This is a genomic window from Pseudomonas bharatica, from assembly GCF_048586865.1.
Lineage (GTDB): Bacteria > Pseudomonadota > Gammaproteobacteria > Pseudomonadales > Pseudomonadaceae > Aquipseudomonas > Aquipseudomonas bharatica.
Map to the genome: position 1 here is coordinate 47480 of NZ_JBMAWR010000008.1, position 15413 is coordinate 62892.

16 protein-coding genes are annotated in these 15413 nt (G+C 65.3%); 13 read left to right on the forward strand and 3 right to left on the reverse strand.

Annotation, left to right across the window (positions count from 1 at the left end; genetic code table 11):
* Nucleotides 1–178 precede the first annotated feature (178 nt).
* From ACKLLE_RS11765 to ACKLLE_RS11785, 5 genes are all read left to right on the forward strand, one after another.
* A complete protein-coding gene (locus ACKLLE_RS11765) occupies nucleotides 179–2608 on the forward strand; it encodes a TonB-dependent receptor (protein ID WP_420058158.1) in 2430 nt (809 codons plus the stop codon).
* A 20-nt stretch (nucleotides 2609–2628) separates the two neighbouring features.
* Complete coding sequence (locus ACKLLE_RS11770) at nucleotides 2629–4533, forward strand: phytase (RefSeq protein WP_420058053.1); 1905 nt, start codon at nucleotides 2629–2631, stop codon at nucleotides 4531–4533.
* A 79-nt stretch (nucleotides 4534–4612) separates the two neighbouring features.
* Entirely contained in the window at nucleotides 4613–5326 is a 714-nt protein-coding gene (gene tolQ / locus ACKLLE_RS11775) for a protein TolQ (RefSeq protein ID WP_420058054.1), read from the forward strand.
* A 14-nt stretch (nucleotides 5327–5340) separates the two neighbouring features.
* Nucleotides 5341–5784, forward strand: a complete 444-nt coding sequence (locus ACKLLE_RS11780; protein WP_064304198.1) for an ExbD/TolR family protein — start codon at nucleotides 5341–5343, stop codon at nucleotides 5782–5784.
* A 1-nt stretch (nucleotide 5785) separates the two neighbouring features.
* A complete protein-coding gene (locus tag ACKLLE_RS11785; RefSeq protein WP_420058056.1) occupies nucleotides 5786–6640 on the forward strand; it encodes an energy transducer TonB in 855 nt (284 codons plus the stop codon).
* A 104-nt stretch (nucleotides 6641–6744) separates the two neighbouring features.
* On the opposite strand, the gene ACKLLE_RS11790 is transcribed toward ACKLLE_RS11785, so the two are convergent.
* Nucleotides 6745–7359 (reverse strand): Yip1 family protein, encoded by a 615-nt coding sequence (locus tag ACKLLE_RS11790; RefSeq protein WP_420058058.1) that lies wholly within the window; start codon nucleotides 7357–7359, stop codon nucleotides 6745–6747.
* Between the two features lie 173 nt (nucleotides 7360–7532).
* On the opposite strand from ACKLLE_RS11790, the gene ACKLLE_RS11795 reads away from it, so the two are divergent.
* The 8 genes from ACKLLE_RS11795 to ACKLLE_RS11830 all read left to right on the forward strand — a co-directional run bounded on the left by ACKLLE_RS11795 (nucleotide 7533) and on the right by ACKLLE_RS11830 (nucleotide 13943).
* The gene (locus tag ACKLLE_RS11795; protein ID WP_420058060.1) at nucleotides 7533–7703 is read left to right on the forward strand and encodes a hypothetical protein; all 171 of its coding nucleotides are present in this window, start codon (nucleotides 7533–7535) and stop codon (nucleotides 7701–7703) included.
* A gap of 196 nt (nucleotides 7704–7899) precedes the next feature.
* Nucleotides 7900–8193: a hypothetical protein gene (locus tag ACKLLE_RS11800; RefSeq protein ID WP_081263243.1), complete on the forward strand. Its 294-nt coding sequence runs from the start codon at nucleotides 7900–7902 to the stop codon at nucleotides 8191–8193.
* A 117-nt stretch (nucleotides 8194–8310) separates the two neighbouring features.
* Nucleotides 8311–8544, forward strand: a complete 234-nt coding sequence (locus tag ACKLLE_RS11805; protein ID WP_009400910.1) for a PLD nuclease N-terminal domain-containing protein — start codon at nucleotides 8311–8313, stop codon at nucleotides 8542–8544.
* 185 nt (nucleotides 8545–8729) lie between these two features.
* Nucleotides 8730–9953, forward strand: coding sequence for an SfnB family sulfur acquisition oxidoreductase (locus ACKLLE_RS11810; protein ID WP_064304201.1), 1224 nt, complete (start codon nucleotides 8730–8732; stop codon nucleotides 9951–9953).
* A gap of 9 nt (nucleotides 9954–9962) precedes the next feature.
* The gene (locus ACKLLE_RS11815) at nucleotides 9963–11336 is read left to right on the forward strand and encodes an LLM class flavin-dependent oxidoreductase (RefSeq protein ID WP_420058061.1); all 1374 of its coding nucleotides are present in this window, start codon (nucleotides 9963–9965) and stop codon (nucleotides 11334–11336) included.
* Nucleotides 11333–11998, forward strand: a complete 666-nt coding sequence (locus ACKLLE_RS11820; RefSeq protein ID WP_009400913.1) for a methionine ABC transporter permease — start codon at nucleotides 11333–11335, stop codon at nucleotides 11996–11998. The genes ACKLLE_RS11815 and ACKLLE_RS11820 overlap by 4 nt, the downstream gene beginning before the upstream one ends.
* A gap of 35 nt (nucleotides 11999–12033) precedes the next feature.
* Nucleotides 12034–12810, forward strand: a complete 777-nt coding sequence (locus ACKLLE_RS11825; RefSeq protein ID WP_009400915.1) for a MetQ/NlpA family ABC transporter substrate-binding protein — start codon at nucleotides 12034–12036, stop codon at nucleotides 12808–12810.
* A gap of 140 nt (nucleotides 12811–12950) precedes the next feature.
* A complete protein-coding gene (locus ACKLLE_RS11830) occupies nucleotides 12951–13943 on the forward strand; it encodes a methionine ABC transporter ATP-binding protein (protein ID WP_420058063.1) in 993 nt (330 codons plus the stop codon).
* Between the two features lie 13 nt (nucleotides 13944–13956).
* Here ACKLLE_RS11830 and ACKLLE_RS11835 read toward each other — a convergent pair whose 3' ends face one another.
* The gene (locus ACKLLE_RS11835; protein WP_420058064.1) at nucleotides 13957–14547 is read right to left on the reverse strand and encodes a TetR/AcrR family transcriptional regulator; all 591 of its coding nucleotides are present in this window, start codon (nucleotides 14545–14547) and stop codon (nucleotides 13957–13959) included.
* A 6-nt stretch (nucleotides 14548–14553) separates the two neighbouring features.
* Nucleotides 14554–15405: a 3-hydroxybutyryl-CoA dehydrogenase gene (locus ACKLLE_RS11840; protein ID WP_064304207.1), complete on the reverse strand. Its 852-nt coding sequence runs from the start codon at nucleotides 15403–15405 to the stop codon at nucleotides 14554–14556.
* Nucleotides 15406–15413 lie beyond the last annotated feature (8 nt).

Sequence of the window (15413 nt, forward strand, 5' to 3'; positions counted from 1 at the left end):
CCAATTCCCCGCGAAAACCATCCGAAAATGCCCCGATCCGGCCGCCCTGGACATTCCTGTCACAGATCTGCCACACACCCGCCCTAGCGTGCCCCTCAGTTTCCGCCCCGGTGTGGCGGATCGACTTCAGGGGAGCAATAACGTGGCAATCGTCAGATTCAAGATCAGCCTGCTCGGCATGGCCATCGCCGCCAGCCTGCCGGCCTTTGCCGAAGACAAGGTGGAGCACGTCAACGTTGTCGGCCAGGCCGCGAGCCTGGACCAGGCGCTGAAGGAGCAGAAGGCCTCGGACAGCATCCGCAGTGTGGTCCACGCCGACGCTGTCGGCCAGTTGCCCGACGATAACGCCGCCGAAGCCCTGCAGCGAATTCCCGGCCTGTCGGTCGAGCGCGACCAGGGCGAAGGGCGTTTCGTCAGCGTGCGTGGCATCGGCCCGGACCTGAACAGCGTGACCATCAACGGCACCCTGCTGCCGGCGCCGGAAGCCGACCGTCGCGCCGTGGCCCTGGACGTTCTGCCCACCGAACTGGTGCAGTCGCTGTCGGTGGTCAAGTCGCTGACCCCGGACATGGACGCCAACTCCCTCGGCGGTACGATCGAGGTGGAAAGCCTGTCGGCTTTCGATCATCCGGGCCTGTTCTATACCGTCAGCGGCGAAGCCAGCCATGACGAGAACACCAGCCAGACCAGCCCGAAATTCTCCGGCGCCTTCAGCAACACATTCAGCCTCGGCGACGGTATCGATAACTTCGGCGTGGCCGCAGCGTTCAGTTGGCAGCAGCGCGATTTCGGTTCGGACAACGTCGAGACCGGCGGCGCCTGGGACTTCGAAGGCGACCAGGCGCGCCTGGAAGAGGCCGAGCAGCGTGATTACCGCATCCGCCGCGAACGCACCGGCGCCGGGCTGAACTTCGACTATCGTCCGGACGATTTCTCCAGCTACTACCTGCGTACCCTCTACAGCCGCTTCAAGGACACCGAGACCCGCAACGCCGCCGGGGTCGAGTTCGGAGATCCGCAAGCCTCCGGCGAGCGCGGTGACGGCGAGGGCTGGCGCGCCCTGAAGTCCCGCGAGGACACCCAGGAAATCCAGTCCTATGTATTCGGCGGTGAACGCCTGATCGATGCCTGGACCCTCAGCGGCCAGGCCGGCTTCAGCCGGTCCAGCGAGAACGACCCGGGCGGTATCGCCAATGCCAGGTTCGAAGGCGACTTCAGCGGCATCGGCTTCGATGGCACGCGCAAACCACGCCTGGGCACAGGCGCTGACTTCTACGACGCGGACGCCTTCACCCTGGACAAGGTGGAATGGGAAAAGGCCAACTCCACCGACGAGGAAAAGAACCTGCGCCTGGATCTGGCCCGTGACTACGACCTGGCCGGCAATGCCGCCCAGGTGAAGTTCGGCGCCAAGGCCAGCCGCCGCGACAAACGTGCCGACACCGACGTCTGGGTCTATGACGATTTCGACGACGTGACCCTGGCGGGCTACCAGAGCGGCAAGGTCGATTACGCCCTCGGGAACTTCGGCAACGGCATCAGCGCCGGGGCGATCAAGGGCCTGATCGGCGGCATGGACCGCGATGCCTTCTACGACGAGGAAGAGTCGCGGATCAACGACTTCAGCATGCGCGAAGACATCAACGCCGCCTACCTGATGAACACCGTCGATATCGACGCCTGGCGCCTGATCGGCGGGGTGCGCTACGAGGGCACCGAATTCGAGGCCAAGGGCACCGGCCTGCGCGATGGCGTCTACAGCCCCACCGAAAGCCGCAAGCGCTACGACCACTGGCTCCCGGGCTTGCATGCACGCTACCAGTTCACCCCGCAGACCCAACTGCGTGCGGCCTGGACCAACACCGTGGTGCGCCCGACCTTCGGCCAGCTGGCGCCGGGCTTCATGATCGACGACAGCGAAGGCGAGGCCAGCTTCGGCAACCCGAACCTCAAGCCACTGGAATCGATGAACCTCGACCTCGGCATCGAGCACTACATGGGACGTGCCGGCACCGTTTCGGCCTTCCTGTTCTACAAGGACATCGACAATTTCGTCTACAACACCGACCTGGCCGGTACCGGCGAGTGGGTCAACTTCGACGAGGCCAAGACCTATGCCAACGGCAGCAGCGCCAAGCTGTACGGCGTGGAACTGGCCTACTCGCAGAAACTCGACTGGCTGCCGGCGCCCTGGAACGGCTTGCTGCTGGGCGGCAACCTGACCCTGAGCAAGTCCCGCGCGGACATCGAAGGCCAGGGCCTGACCCGGCGCATCGACTTGCCCAACCAGTCCGACACCGTCGGCAACCTGACCCTGGGCTGGGAAGACGACAAGCTCAGCCTGCGCCTGGCGGCCAATTACAAGTCGAAATACCTGGCGGAAGTCGCCGCGGTGGACGACAAGGCCCACGACCTGTACTCGGACGACCAGCTGTTCGTCGATTTCAAGGCCGGCTACTTCCTCACTCCGGATCTGCAGCTCACCTTCGAGGCGCAGAACATCACCGACGAGTCCTACTACACCTACACCGGGCGCTCGCGCTTCAACTCGCAGTACGAGGAATACGGCCCGACCTACAAGGTCGGCCTGACCCTGACCCACTTCTGACCGCCAGCCGAGACCCGAACATGTTCAATGCAAGACCTTTCACCTTCGCTGGCGGCCTGCTGCTGGCCCTGACGCTGTCCCAGGCCGTGGCTGCCGCGCCGCTCCTGACCCTCGGCGAGCGCCTGCCCGGCAGTGTCGAGAATGCCCGACTGTTGGGTAGCGACGGCTTCTGGCTCGGTGCCGACCGTGTGGTCGCCGGCAAGCATGGCCTGCAACTGCTCAAGGCCGATGGCCAGGTGCTGAGCCAGCTGGATGGCCGCTACAAGGGCCTCGACCTGCGCAGCGACCAGCACGCGTTGCTGGTCGCCAGCCTCGATACCAGGCGCCAGCAGGCCCTGCTGGTGCAACTGCACAAGGACACCGGCTGGAGCACGCCGCTGTACCTGCCCAAGCGCGATTTTCCCGTCGAGGGCCTGTGCCTGTATCGCGACAGCGCGCGCAACAGCTTCGTCTTCCTGATGGGCGCCGAGGGCGTGGGCGAGCAGTGGCTGGTGGCAACCGCGGATCAGCCGTTGAGCGAAGCCCGCCGCGTTCGTGGCCTGAGCCTGCCGCCGCTGAGCGAGCACTGCCAGGGCGACGATAGCGGCGACAGCCTGTTCGTCAATGAACAGAACGTGGGTTGGTGGCGCTATGGCGCGGCGGCCGAGGCGCCGCTGCAACGGCGCCCGGTGGACCTGCGCGCGCCGTTCGGTGCCATCGCCAAACGTGCCGCCGGCATGGCCGTGGTGCCCGGCGGCCTGCTGGCCCTCGACCCGCTGGCCGGGAACCTGCACCTGTACCGCCAGACCGGCGCCGGTTGGAAAGCCGAGGCGAGCCTGCCGCTGGCCGGTCTCAAGGAGCCCGAGCAACTCAGCGTGCGCCGCGACGCCAAGGGCCTGGACCTGCTGATCGTCGATGACCAAGGCCAGCGTCGCGCCCGGCTCGATTGGGACCTGCCGCTGGCCAAGGTCGCCGCGCCGGTCGCGGTATTGCCGGCCCGCATGCAGACCGAGCCGGTGCCGAGCTTCGGCGATGCGGCGGACGATCCGGCGATCTGGGTCAATGCCGCCCACCCGCAGCAGAGCCGGATCCTCGGCACCGACAAGAAGGGCGGGCTGCTGGTCTACGACCTTGCCGGCAAGCAGTTGCAGGACCTGCGCGCCGGCCGGCTCAACAACGTCGATGTGCGCAACGGCTTCAGGCTCGGCGAGCGCACGGTGGACCTGGCGGTGGCCAGCAACCGCGATCACAACAGCCTGCAGCTGTTCGCCATCGAGCCGCGGACCGGCGAAGTCAGCCCCCTGGGCGAGGTCGCCACCCCGCTCAAGGACATCTACGGCCTGTGCCTGTTCAAGGACGCCGGCGGAGCGATCCACGCCATCGTCAACGACAAGGACGGCAGCTTTCTGCAATACCGCCTCGGTGCGGCGCAAGGCCAGGTCCAGGGCGAGCTGGTGCGCCGCTTCGCCACGGCGACCCAGCCGGAAGGCTGCGTGGCCGACGACCGTGGCCAGCGCCTGTTCATCGGCGAGGAAGACAAGGCGGTCTGGACCCTGGATGCCCGCGCCGACGCCCCCACCACGCTTGAAAACGTCATCACCGTGGGCGGCGCGATCAAGGCGGATATCGAAGGGCTGGCCTTCTACCAGGGCCAGAAGCGCGACTACCTGGTGATCTCCAGCCAGGGCAACGACCGCTACGTGGTGGTCGAGGCTGCGCCGCCGTATCGCCTGCGTGGTGCCTTCGCCATCGGCCTGAATGCCGAGCGCGGTATCGACGGTGCTTCGCAGACCGACGGCCTGGAAGTGACCTCGGCCAACCTCGGTGGGCCGTGGAGCCAGGGCCTGCTGGTGGTGCAGGACGGCCGCAAGCGCATGCCCGAAGGGCGGCAGAACTTCAAGGCGATTGCCTGGAGCCAGGTAGTGGAAGCGCTGCAGCTCGATTGAGCCGCTGTCATCAGCCGGCAATACCGGTGTCATCCAATTACACGACGCCCCGCCTGGCGCGGGGCCAAGGAGCAAGAACATGCACGCAAGCGAACCCATGAGCATCTGGGGCCTGGTCAGCGACGCCAGCCTGGTGGTGCAGGCAGTAATGGCCTGTCTGGTATTGGCCTCGCTGCTGAGCTGGTACCTGATCGTCCAGCGTGGCTGGAGCCTGGGCCGCAGCGAAAAGGCCTCGGACGGTTTCCTCCAGCGATTCCGCGTCAGCGGCGACCTGGCCCAGTTGTACCGCGAGAGCCAGGCGCACACTGCCGAAGGCGATGACCAGACGCCGCTGCAACGCCTGTTCGTCGACGGTTACCAGGCCTTCGCCCAGTTGCAGCGCCAGCCGCAGATCGAACACGGCGCCGTGCTCGAAGGCGTCGAGCGCAGCCTCCAGGTATCCCTCGCCGAGCAGGACGAGCGCCTCGACAAGGGCCTGGCCATTCTCGCCACCGTGGGCTCGGTCAGCCCTTATATCGGCCTGTTCGGCACCGTGTGGGGCATCATGAATGCCTTTTTGGGCCTGTCCCAGGTCCAGCAGGCGACCCTCAACACCGTGGCCCCGGGCATCGCCGAAGCGCTGATCGCCACCGCCATCGGCCTGTTCGCGGCGATCCCGGCGGTCATGGCCTACAACCGCTTCAGCGCCCGCGGGCAGATGCTCAGTGCCCGCCAGTACGCTTTCGCCAATGAACTGCTGGCACGCCTGCACAAGCGTCTGCACTGCACCCCGAGCATGGCCGCGGTGGCCTGAGAAGGAGTTTTCCGATGTTGCTCAAACCCCAGCGCAAGCACGCCGTGAAGGCGGAAATGAACGTGGTGCCCTATATCGACGTGATGCTGGTGCTGCTGGTGATCTTCATGGTCACCGCGCCGATGCTGGTGCAGGGCGTCAAGCTCGAACTGCCCAAGGTTGCCGCGCGGGCCATGCCTGCCGACAGCGAGCGGCAGGTGCTGACCCTGTCGGTGAAGGTCGATGGCGGCTTCTACTGGAATGTCGGGCCGGACCTCAAGCTCGACGGGCAGAGCGATAGCGCGGTCAGCCTCGAAGAGATGCGCGACAAGGTCGGGCGGATCATTGCCGAGCGCGGTGACACCCAGGTCTATGTGCGTGCCGACCAGGGCGCCGACTACGGGCGGGTGGTTGCCGGGATCGCCGAGTTGCAGCGCGGCGGGGTGAGCAACCTGGGCCTGATTACCGAGGAGCCTTGAGATGAATGCGATGAGTCTGCCGCTGCCCGCTGCGGGGCCTTTCGTCACGCTGCCGCAATGGCGCGTCAATGCCGGGGCCGCCGGGATGGCGGTGGCTCTGCATGTGGCGTTGGCGGTGGCTTTGCTCGGGCATGGCTACACCCCGCGCTTGCCGGCTCCGGTGGTACCGGTGATCACTACGCAGTTGGTCAGCGCGCCGGTGCCTGAGCCGGTCGAGCCTATGGTTGCACCAGAGCCGCCTGCGCCGGCGGCGGTCGAGCCTGCACCGCCGGAAATGCTGAAAGCCCCGGCGCCGGTGGTGCCGAGCGAGGCGGAGCTGGCGTTCAAGCGCGAGCAGCAGCGCGAGAAGCAGGAGCGGGCGGCGGAGCAGAAGCGCCAGCGTGAAGAGAGTCGTCAACGTGAGGAGAGCCGTCAACGGGAAGAGAGTCGTCAACGGGAAGAGAGCCGCCAACGCCAGGAGCAGCAGCGACAGGAACAATTGGCGCGGGAAACAGCCGAGGCGCGGCTGGCTGAGCAGCGCCTGGCTGCCGAGCGCCGGGCGGCGGATGAGCGTGCCCGTGCCGCAGCGGCGGCGAGCCAGCAGTACCTGCCGATCACCAAGAAGGCTCCGGACTATCCGCAACGGGCGCTGGACAAGGGCATCCAGGGGGATTGCACGGTGAGCTACACCGTCGATACCCAAGGGCGGGTGCGCGATCCGCAGGTGGTGGAGGGTTGTCATCCGTGGTTTGCCCAGCCGTCGTTGCAGGCGGCGCGCAGCTTTCGGTACCAGCCGAGGATCGTGGATGGCAAGGCGGTGGAAGTGCCCGGGATCAAGAACACCTTCCACTACAGCATCGAACAAGGCTCACGGTAGAGGGTGTTGCTGATGGCCTCATCTGGCAAGTCGGGGCGCCGAACCGCAGCTCCCACAGTGTGGGAGCTGCGGTTCGGCGCCCCGACTTGCCAGCGATGAGGGCCTCAAGGCAACGTCGCAGGTCGCAGGTACTCAGGCTGCAAGGTGTTGAACCAGAACAGGATCATGCTCACCAGGATGGTCACCAGCACCAGCAAGCCGACGCCCCACACGGAAGCCGCATAGAGGAACCCCTTGTCCTGGTTCAATCGCATGAACTTCGGCAGGCCCACGAACAGCAGGTAGGTGGCATAGGCTCCGGCCACGATCAGCGCGGCCACCGCCAGCCAGCGGCTGGGATAGAGCCCGGTAATACCGGCCAGGAAGTAGGGCGTGGTGGTGTACGCGACGAAGCCGATGCATTGGTTCAGGGTTGGCCGCGCTTCGAAGGTCCGCGACATCCAGCGGATGAAGCCGCCCATGACCAGGGTGCCGAGGAGCATGGTGAGGTACAGCAGCACCCCGAGTTGCAGTCCGCTGGCGACACTCACCCGTACCCGGTCGCCTTCGGCCAGGCTCCAGCCGGTCCAGGTGACCCCGATGAACAGGCAGATCGCCGGAAGCAGGGCCCAGAGCAGCAGGTGCGGGAGGTACTGACGCGGTTGCCGTTCTTCTTCGCTGCGGATGTCGACCCAGGCGTAGTCCGGGTGGGTGAGCAGTTTGACCAGGTGAGCTTTCATCGGAGCGATCTCCTGTACGCGATGAACATCTGGAAACGACGCAGGTTTGCCGTGTTCCTTTTTTGTCCGCTTCGGGCGCCGAATGGTCGTCAGCGTGCCGGTGGTCGTGTCCGGGGATCTTTTCGCCAAGCGCAGCGGTCGGTTCCTGCATCGCTCATCGATGGAGAACAACCATGGCCAACAGCAAGCACACCGGCGCTGCACCCGACCAGCAGATGCCCGGCGAAGTGGAACGGGATAACGACGCCCGCCGGCCAGACGAACCCGGACATGGCAAGCGCGATTCCACCGCGCAGGAACATGCGAAAAGCCACAGCGGTGCCCCTGGAAAATCCTCGGGTTAAAAGGTTTTATTGATTGAAATGGTTATTTCGATATGCCACGAAAGTTCAAAGGAGTTGCTGAATTGTTCGCTGTGGCAGTAACTGTTAACCGGTCGTCAGTTATTCACGAATAATGACCGGGCTTGTTGGCGGAAACAATCCTGGGCGTTAGGCTCAGCAGGGTACTTAAATTAAAAACGGGCACAGGAGTGTGGTCATGAAATATCGCGGAAAGCATTATTGGGCCTGGGCCGAAGCACCTTTGATGAGCCGATCCCATGAAGAAGTGCTGGAAGGCGGCGAGACCGTCGATGTGCAGGTGCGCCTGTCCCGGGTAGGCGCAACCCAGCTGTTCATAGGCGTCTATTCTGCGGCCGGCGCACTGCTGGTCGAGGAAATCTACGATTCCCGCCCGGGTGAAACCATGACCCGGGCGATGAATTGGGGCGCGGCACGCGCGCGGCACCTGGCCGGTGTTTCGGTCGGCATGGGGATGGCCGCGGCTGTTTGAAGGGGCGTCATTAGTTAGCGCAACAGTTAATTTACTTACTGCTGCGCAATAAAATTTGAACCCGGATCCGCCGGTGATGACCCAACTTCGAAACAGCCCTGTTTCAGGAGAATCATCATGTCGGATCCGGTCAGCTATTTCTGGATCGCTGTTGCGGTCATCATCATCCTGGTGGACCTCTGGGCCATCGTCAGTATCTTCCGAAGCGACAAGCCGGACGGGGTCAAGGTGGCCTGGTTCGTCGGTATCGTGTTGTTCCCGGTGCTCGGGTTGATTGTCTGGGGCATCTGGGGGCCACGCGGGATCAAGGCCGGTACCGGGCCAAGTTCGCCGGAGCACAGCAAGGGTTGAACGGGGTGAGCGACTGATCTGCATCCAACTGTCCACCCAGCAACAGCAGCCCAACATTTTGCTGGCCGACCAGCCGGTAGAAGTGTTGGGCTTTTAATTCAAGCAATTGAAAATAAAGGTTTTTATCTGTTGGCATGGGATGTGCGATAGCCCCTTGGTCATCGCATTCCAGGATTCAACCTCCCATGTCCACACCTGCCGTTTCCGCCCACTACGACATCCGTCAACCGGACGCCCATATCATCCGCGACGATGCCGAAGCGATCGCCGTTGCCCACCGTATCGCCGCGTTGCTGCGCGAAGGTGCCGCCGAGCGCGACCGCCAGCGCCGGGTGCCGGCCGATGTGGTCGATGCCTTTTCCAATAGCGGCCTGTGGGGCATCACCGTGCCCCGTGCCTACGGAGGCGCCGAGGTGTCCTTCGCCACGCTGGCCCGGGTGATCGCCATCGTTTCCGCCGCCGACCCGTCCCTGGGGCAGATCCCGCAGAACCACTACTGCCTGCTGGAGGACATCCGCCTGCAAGGCACCGAGGAGCAGAAGCGCTTCTTCTTCGACCTGGTGCTCAAGGGGCATCGCTTTGCCAACGCCTTGTCGGAGACCGGCGGCAAGACCGTGACCGACATCCGCACCCGCCTGGTCGCGGAGGGCGAGGGCTATCGCATCGACGGGCGCAAGGGTTACTGCACCGGCTCGCTCTACGCCCATTGGATCGGCGTCCTGGCCCTGGACGAACAGGACCGCGCGCAACTGGCCTTCGTCGAGCGCGGCACGCCGGGCCTGGTGGTGGTCGATGACTGGGACAGCATCGGCCAGCGCACCACCTCCAGCGGCACCGTCATCGCCGATGGCCTGCGCGTGCCGGCCTTCAATCTGTTTCCCAGCTACCGCTCCTATGAAGTGCCGACCCTGGCCGGACCTTTCGCCCAACTGACCACCGCCGCCATCGACGCAGGTATCGGCCGCGCCGCACTGGACGACACCATCGCCTTCGTTCGCGAGCATGCGCGGCCCTGGGTGGACGCCGGGGTCGAAAAGGCCGGCGATGATCCGCTGACCATCATCCAGGTCGGCTCGCTGGAAATCCGCCAGGAAGCCGCCGAGGCCCTGCTCGAGCGCGCCGGCTGGGTGCTCGACGCGGCCAAGCCGGCTCCGGACGAAGACAACGTGGCCGCCGCCTCGGTGGCCGTGGCCAAGGCCAAGGTGTTGACCACCGAAGCCGCCATCGAGGCGACCAACCGCCTGTTCGAACTGGGCGGCACCCGATCCTCTCTGGCCCGGCACAACTTCGACCGGCACTGGCGCAATGCCCGGGTGCATACCCTGCACGACCCGGTGCGCTGGAAATATCACCTGGTCGGCAACTGGGCGCTGAACGGCATCAAGCCGGCGCGGCATGACTGGAACTAGGGGCCGGCCATGAGCAAGCAGATCCGTCTCAATGCCTTCGCCATGAATACCGTCGGCCATCTGTCCCCGGGCCTGTGGCGCCATCCCCGCGACCAGTCGCGGCGCTACACCGACATTCATTATTGGGTGGAACTGGCCAGGACCCTGGAGCGTGGATGCATCGATGGCCTGTTCATCGCCGATGTACTGGGGGTCTATGACGTTTACGGCGGCAATGCCGACGCGGCCCTGAGCAGCGGCGCCCAGGTCCCGGTCAACGATCCGCTGCAACTGGTGCCGGCCATGGCGGCGGCTACCGAGCACCTGGGCTTCGGAGTGACCGCCTCGGTGTCCTTCGAGCATCCGTTTCCCTTTGCCCGGCGCATGTCCACCCTCGATCACCTGACCAAGGGCCGCGCAGGCTGGAACATTGTCACCTCCTACCTGAGCAGCGGTGCACGCAACCTTGGCCAGCGCGAACAACTGTCCCATGACCAGCGCTATGCCCTGGCCGAGGAGTACCTGCAGGTGTGCTACAAGCTGTGGGAAAACAGTTGGGAGGAAGACGCGGTCCGCGCCGACCGCGATAGCGGGGTGTATGCCGATCCGGCGAAAGTGCACGGCATCGAACATGAGGGCGAGTACTTCAAGGTGCCCGGTTTCCACCTCAGCGAGCCGTCGCCGCAGCGTACCCCGGTGCTCTACCAGGCCGGCGCCTCGAGTCGGGGCCGGGCCTTCGCCGCAGCCAACGCCGAATGCGTATTCGTTGCAGCACCGAGCAAGGCGGTGCTGAAGAAGCAGGTGGCCGACTTCCGTGCCGCAGCCGTGGCTGCCGGACGCGCGGCCGAGGATATCGTCATTCTTGAACAACTGACGGTGATCGTCGCCGAGACCGATGAGGCGGCCCTGGCGCGCTTGCGCGAGTACCGCGAGTACGCCAGCGCGACCGGGGCGCTGACCCTGATGTCGGGCTGGACCGGGATCGATTTCTCCCGATACGCACCGGAGCAGATCCTCAAGGAAGTCCCCAGCGACGCCATCCAGTCGGCGGTGGAAGCCTTTACCCGGGCCGACCCGACGCGCACCTGGACCACCGCCGAGATCGCCGACTACTGCGCCATCGGCGGCGACGGTCCGGTGCTGGTCGGGTCGGCACGGACGGTGGCCGATCAGTTGCAGGAATGGGTCGAGGAAACCGGCGTGGACGGCTTCAACCTGGCCAGCGTGGTCGCCCCGGAAACCTTCGTCGCCGTGGTCGATCTGCTGGTGCCGGAGCTGCAGGCCCGTGGCCTGTTCAAGCGTGAGTACAGCGAGGGCACCCTGCGCCACAAGCTGTTCGGCCAGGGTGACCGCCTGCGCGCGCCGCATCCCGTAGCGGCGTTGCGCCGGGAGCGCGGGCAATGAACGAGCTGCTGGTCAACCTGAACTGGAGCGAAGTCGGCCAGGCCAGCCTGGAAACCCTGAGTATGCTGGCCGCTGCCCTGGGTTTTACCGTGCTGCTGGGCCTGCCCCTGGGTGTGCTGCTGTACCTCACCGGGCAGCGCCAGTTGCTCGCCAGCCCCGGCCTGTACCGGGTGATGTCGCTGGTGGTCAATGTGCTGCGCTCGCTGCCCTTCATCATCCTGCTGATCGTGCTGATACCGGTCACCACCTTGTTGACCGGCACCTCGCTGGGCGTGCGCGGCACCATTCCGCCGCTGGTGGTGGGCTGCACGCCGTTTTTCGCGCGGCTGGTGGAAACCGCCCTGCGCGAGGTCGATCGCGGCCTGGTGGAAGCCAGCCAGGCCATGGGCGGCAGCACCTGGCAAATCATCCGCTACACCCTGTTGCCGGAGTCACGCACCGGACTGATCGCGGCGGTGACGGTGACGGCCATTGTCCTGGTCGATTACACCGCCATGGCCGGGGTGATCGGTGGCGGCGGACTGGGCGACCTGGCGATCCGCTTCGGCTACCAGCGGTTCCAGACCGACGTGATGGTGGTCACCGTGCTGCTGCTGATCCTGCTGGTGCAGGCCCTGCAGATGAGCGGCGACCGCCTGGTGCGGCACTTTACCCGACGTTGAAACCCGTTTATTTACAGTCCATTGGAGTCAGAACCATGTTCAAGCAGTCCCTGGCGGTCCTGGCCGCCGCACTCATCAGTTTCTCGGCGCATGCCAATGAAAGGCTCACCGTCGGCGCCACCCCGGTGCCGCATGCGGAGATTCTCGAATTCGTCAAGCCGGTGCTGGCCAAGGAAGGCGTTGACCTGGATATCAAGGTGTTCACCGACTTTATCCAGCCCAACCTGCAACTGGCGCAGAAGAACCTCGACGCCAACTACTACCAGTACCGGCCGTTCCTCGATGATTTCAACAAGACCCGCCACACCGACCTGGTGCCGGTGGTGGGCGTGCATATCGAGCCCTTCGGTGCCTACTCGACCAGGATCAAGGATCTCAAGGACCTGCCCGACGGCGCCAGCGTCGCCATTCCCAACGACCCGGTGAATACCGGTCGGGCCCTGGTGCTGCTGCACGAGGCCGGGTTGATCAAGCTCAAGGACCCGAGCAACACCCTGGCCACCCAGCGCGATATCGTCGAGAACCCGAAGAAGCTGAAGATCCGTGAACTGGAAGGCGCGCTGCTGGCGCGAGCGGTGAACCAGGTGGACCTGGCCTTCGTGTTCGCCAACTACGCGCTGGAGGCCGGAATCGACACCAGCAGTGCGCTGATCGTCGAGAAGGGCAAGGACCTGTACGTCGAGTACCTGGTCGCGCGGCCGGACAATATCCAGGACCCGGGCATCCAGAAGCTGGCCAAGGCGTTGAATACGCCCGAGGTCAGGCAGTTCATCCTGACCCGCTACAAGGGGCAGATCGCGCCGGGGTTCTGAGCCAGTCCTATTTTTCTAGAGCGCGTTGGTCCGTGTGGGAGCGGGTTCACCCGCGATTACGCTAGTGGCTTCACTGCCGTAATCGCGGGTGAACCCGCTCCCACAGGGGCGGTGATCAGCCGATATTTCAGGTGCTATTCATGACCAGCTTCCCACCGGAAACCCTCACCACCCATCTGCACCTCCAGGGCATCGGCAAGCGCTACGGCAACCTTACCGCCCTGGCCGAGATCGACCTGCATATCCAGCGTGGCGAGATCTTCGGCATCATTGGCCGCAGCGGCGCCGGCAAATCCTCGTTGCTGCGCCTGATCAACCGCCTGGAAACCCCCAGTGCCGGCCAGGTCCTGATCAACGGCCAGGATATCTCCCGGCTGGGCAGCGCCGAACTGCGTCCGCTGCGCCGCCAGGTCGCGATGATCTTCCAGCACTTCAACCTGCTGTCCACCCGGACCGTGGCCGGGAACATCGAGCTGCCGTTGCAGATGGCCGGCGTGTCCGCTGCGCAGCGGGCGCGGCGAGTGGATGAACTGCTGACCCTGGTCGGCCTCCAGGAACGCCGCGATGCCTGGCCCGCGCAACTGTCCGGCGGGCAGAAACAACGCGTCGGCATTGCCCGGGCGCTGGTGCTCGAACCGCAGATCCTGCTCTGCGACGAAGCCACCTCGGCCCTCGACCCGGAAAGTACCCAGGCGATTCTGCAGTTGCTGCGCGATATCAATCGCCGCCTGGGCCTGACCATCGTCCTGATCACCCATGAAATGGAGGTGATCCGCGACCTCTGCCACCGTGTAGCGGTGCTCGAGCGCGGGCGGGTGGTAGAGCAGGGCGAGGTCTGGCGGGTGTTCGGCGATCCCCGGCACGAAGTCAGCCGCCTGTTGCTGGCGCCATCGGCACATCAGGAGGACGTCGAGGCTGCCGGAGAGCGGGTGCTGGAGCTGCATTACACCGGCGAACACGGCCTGGAGCCGGACCTGGCGGCGTTAAGCGAGGCACTGCCAGGGCTGCGCTTGTTGCACGGGGGTGTGGAGCGGATCCAGGGCAGGGCGCTGGGGCGCTTGCGGGTCGCGGTCAAGGACGGCGACCTGCAGCGGGTCAAGGGGTTGGCCGATCGGGTCGAGGTGGTCCGATAGTAGGTTATAGCGCCTAGGCCGCAGAACTGATCCCAGCCGGCAAGCCGCGCTCGATCGCTCCACGCAACATGCTTTCCATCAAGGCCAGGCGTTGTGCTTCAGGCGCGGCAGAGTTCTGCAGCCACCCCGGCAGGCTGTTGAGCAGGCTTGCCACTACCTGCGCCGACGCTTGCAGCGCCGGCCCGCTGAGGCGCGAGGTCGGTGCGATCAACTCCAGCAAGCGCTGCTCGTAGTCCTGGCGCATCCCGGCGATCTGCGCCTGCTGCTCTTCGCTCAGGCAGCACAGGTCCCGTTCCGCCAGGCGAAACTGCAACGGGCGTTCCGCATGCAGCTCCCAATGGGCACGGATCACCGCCGACAGGCGCGCCGTGACATCCCGGCCCCGGCCTGAAGGATGCAGGGTCGCCAGCAATTCTTCGTACAGCTCCTCGATCAGGTCGAACAACAGGTGCTGCTTGCTGGGGAAATGGTGATACAGCGAGCCGGCGGTAAGGCCCACGTGCGCCGCCAGCTCGCGCATGCTGACCTGGCCGAAGCCCTTGAGGGCGAAGAGTTCGAGGGCCTTGTCGCGGCGTTCTTCATAATCGGCACAGGTCCTGGGCATGGCGGCTTACCCGTAGACGTGGAAGCCGCGGCCGCTCTTGCGGCCCAGGTAGCCGGCCGCGACCATCTCCTTGAGCAGCGGTGCGGGGCGGTACTTGCTGTCGTTGAAGCCCTCGTGGAAGGCCTCGATGATCGCCAGCAGGGTGTCCAGGCCGATGAGGTCGGCCAGGGCCAGCGGGCCGATCGGCTGGTTGCAGCCCAGGCGCATGCCGGTGTCGATGTCCTCGGCGCTGGCCAGGCCTTCCTGGAGGACAAAGATCGCCTCGTTGATCATCGGCACCAGGATGCGGTTGACCACGAAGCCCGGACGGTTGCCAGCGGTGATGGCGGTCTTGCCCACCTGGCCGGTCAGGGCCATGGCCGCGGCGTAGGTGGCGTCGTCGGTCTGCAGGCCGCGGATCACCTCGACCAGGGCCATCATCGGCACCGGGTTGAAGAAATGCACGCCGATGAAGCGCTGCGGCTGGCTCACGGTAGCGGCCAGTTGGGTGATGGACAGCGACGAGGTATTGGTGGCGATCACGCAGCTGTCGCTGACGCTGGCGGCAACCTGCTGGAGGATGCGCCGCTTCAGTTCGAGGTTTTCGGTGGCGGCCTCGATCACCAGTTGCGCGTCGCCGAGCTGCGCGTAGTCGGTACTGGTGCGAATGCGCCCGATAGCCGCCTCGGCCTGGGCCGCTTCGAGGGTCTGCTTGCTGACCTGGCGCTCGAGGTTCTTGCGCAGGGTGGCCACGCCACGCTCGAGGGCGGCGTCGGACACGTCGATCAGGGTGACCTGGTAACCGGCCACCGCGCAGACCTGGGCGATGCCGTTGCCCATGGTCCCGGCGCCGATCACGGCGATGTTATGAAGGTTCATGCGGTGGC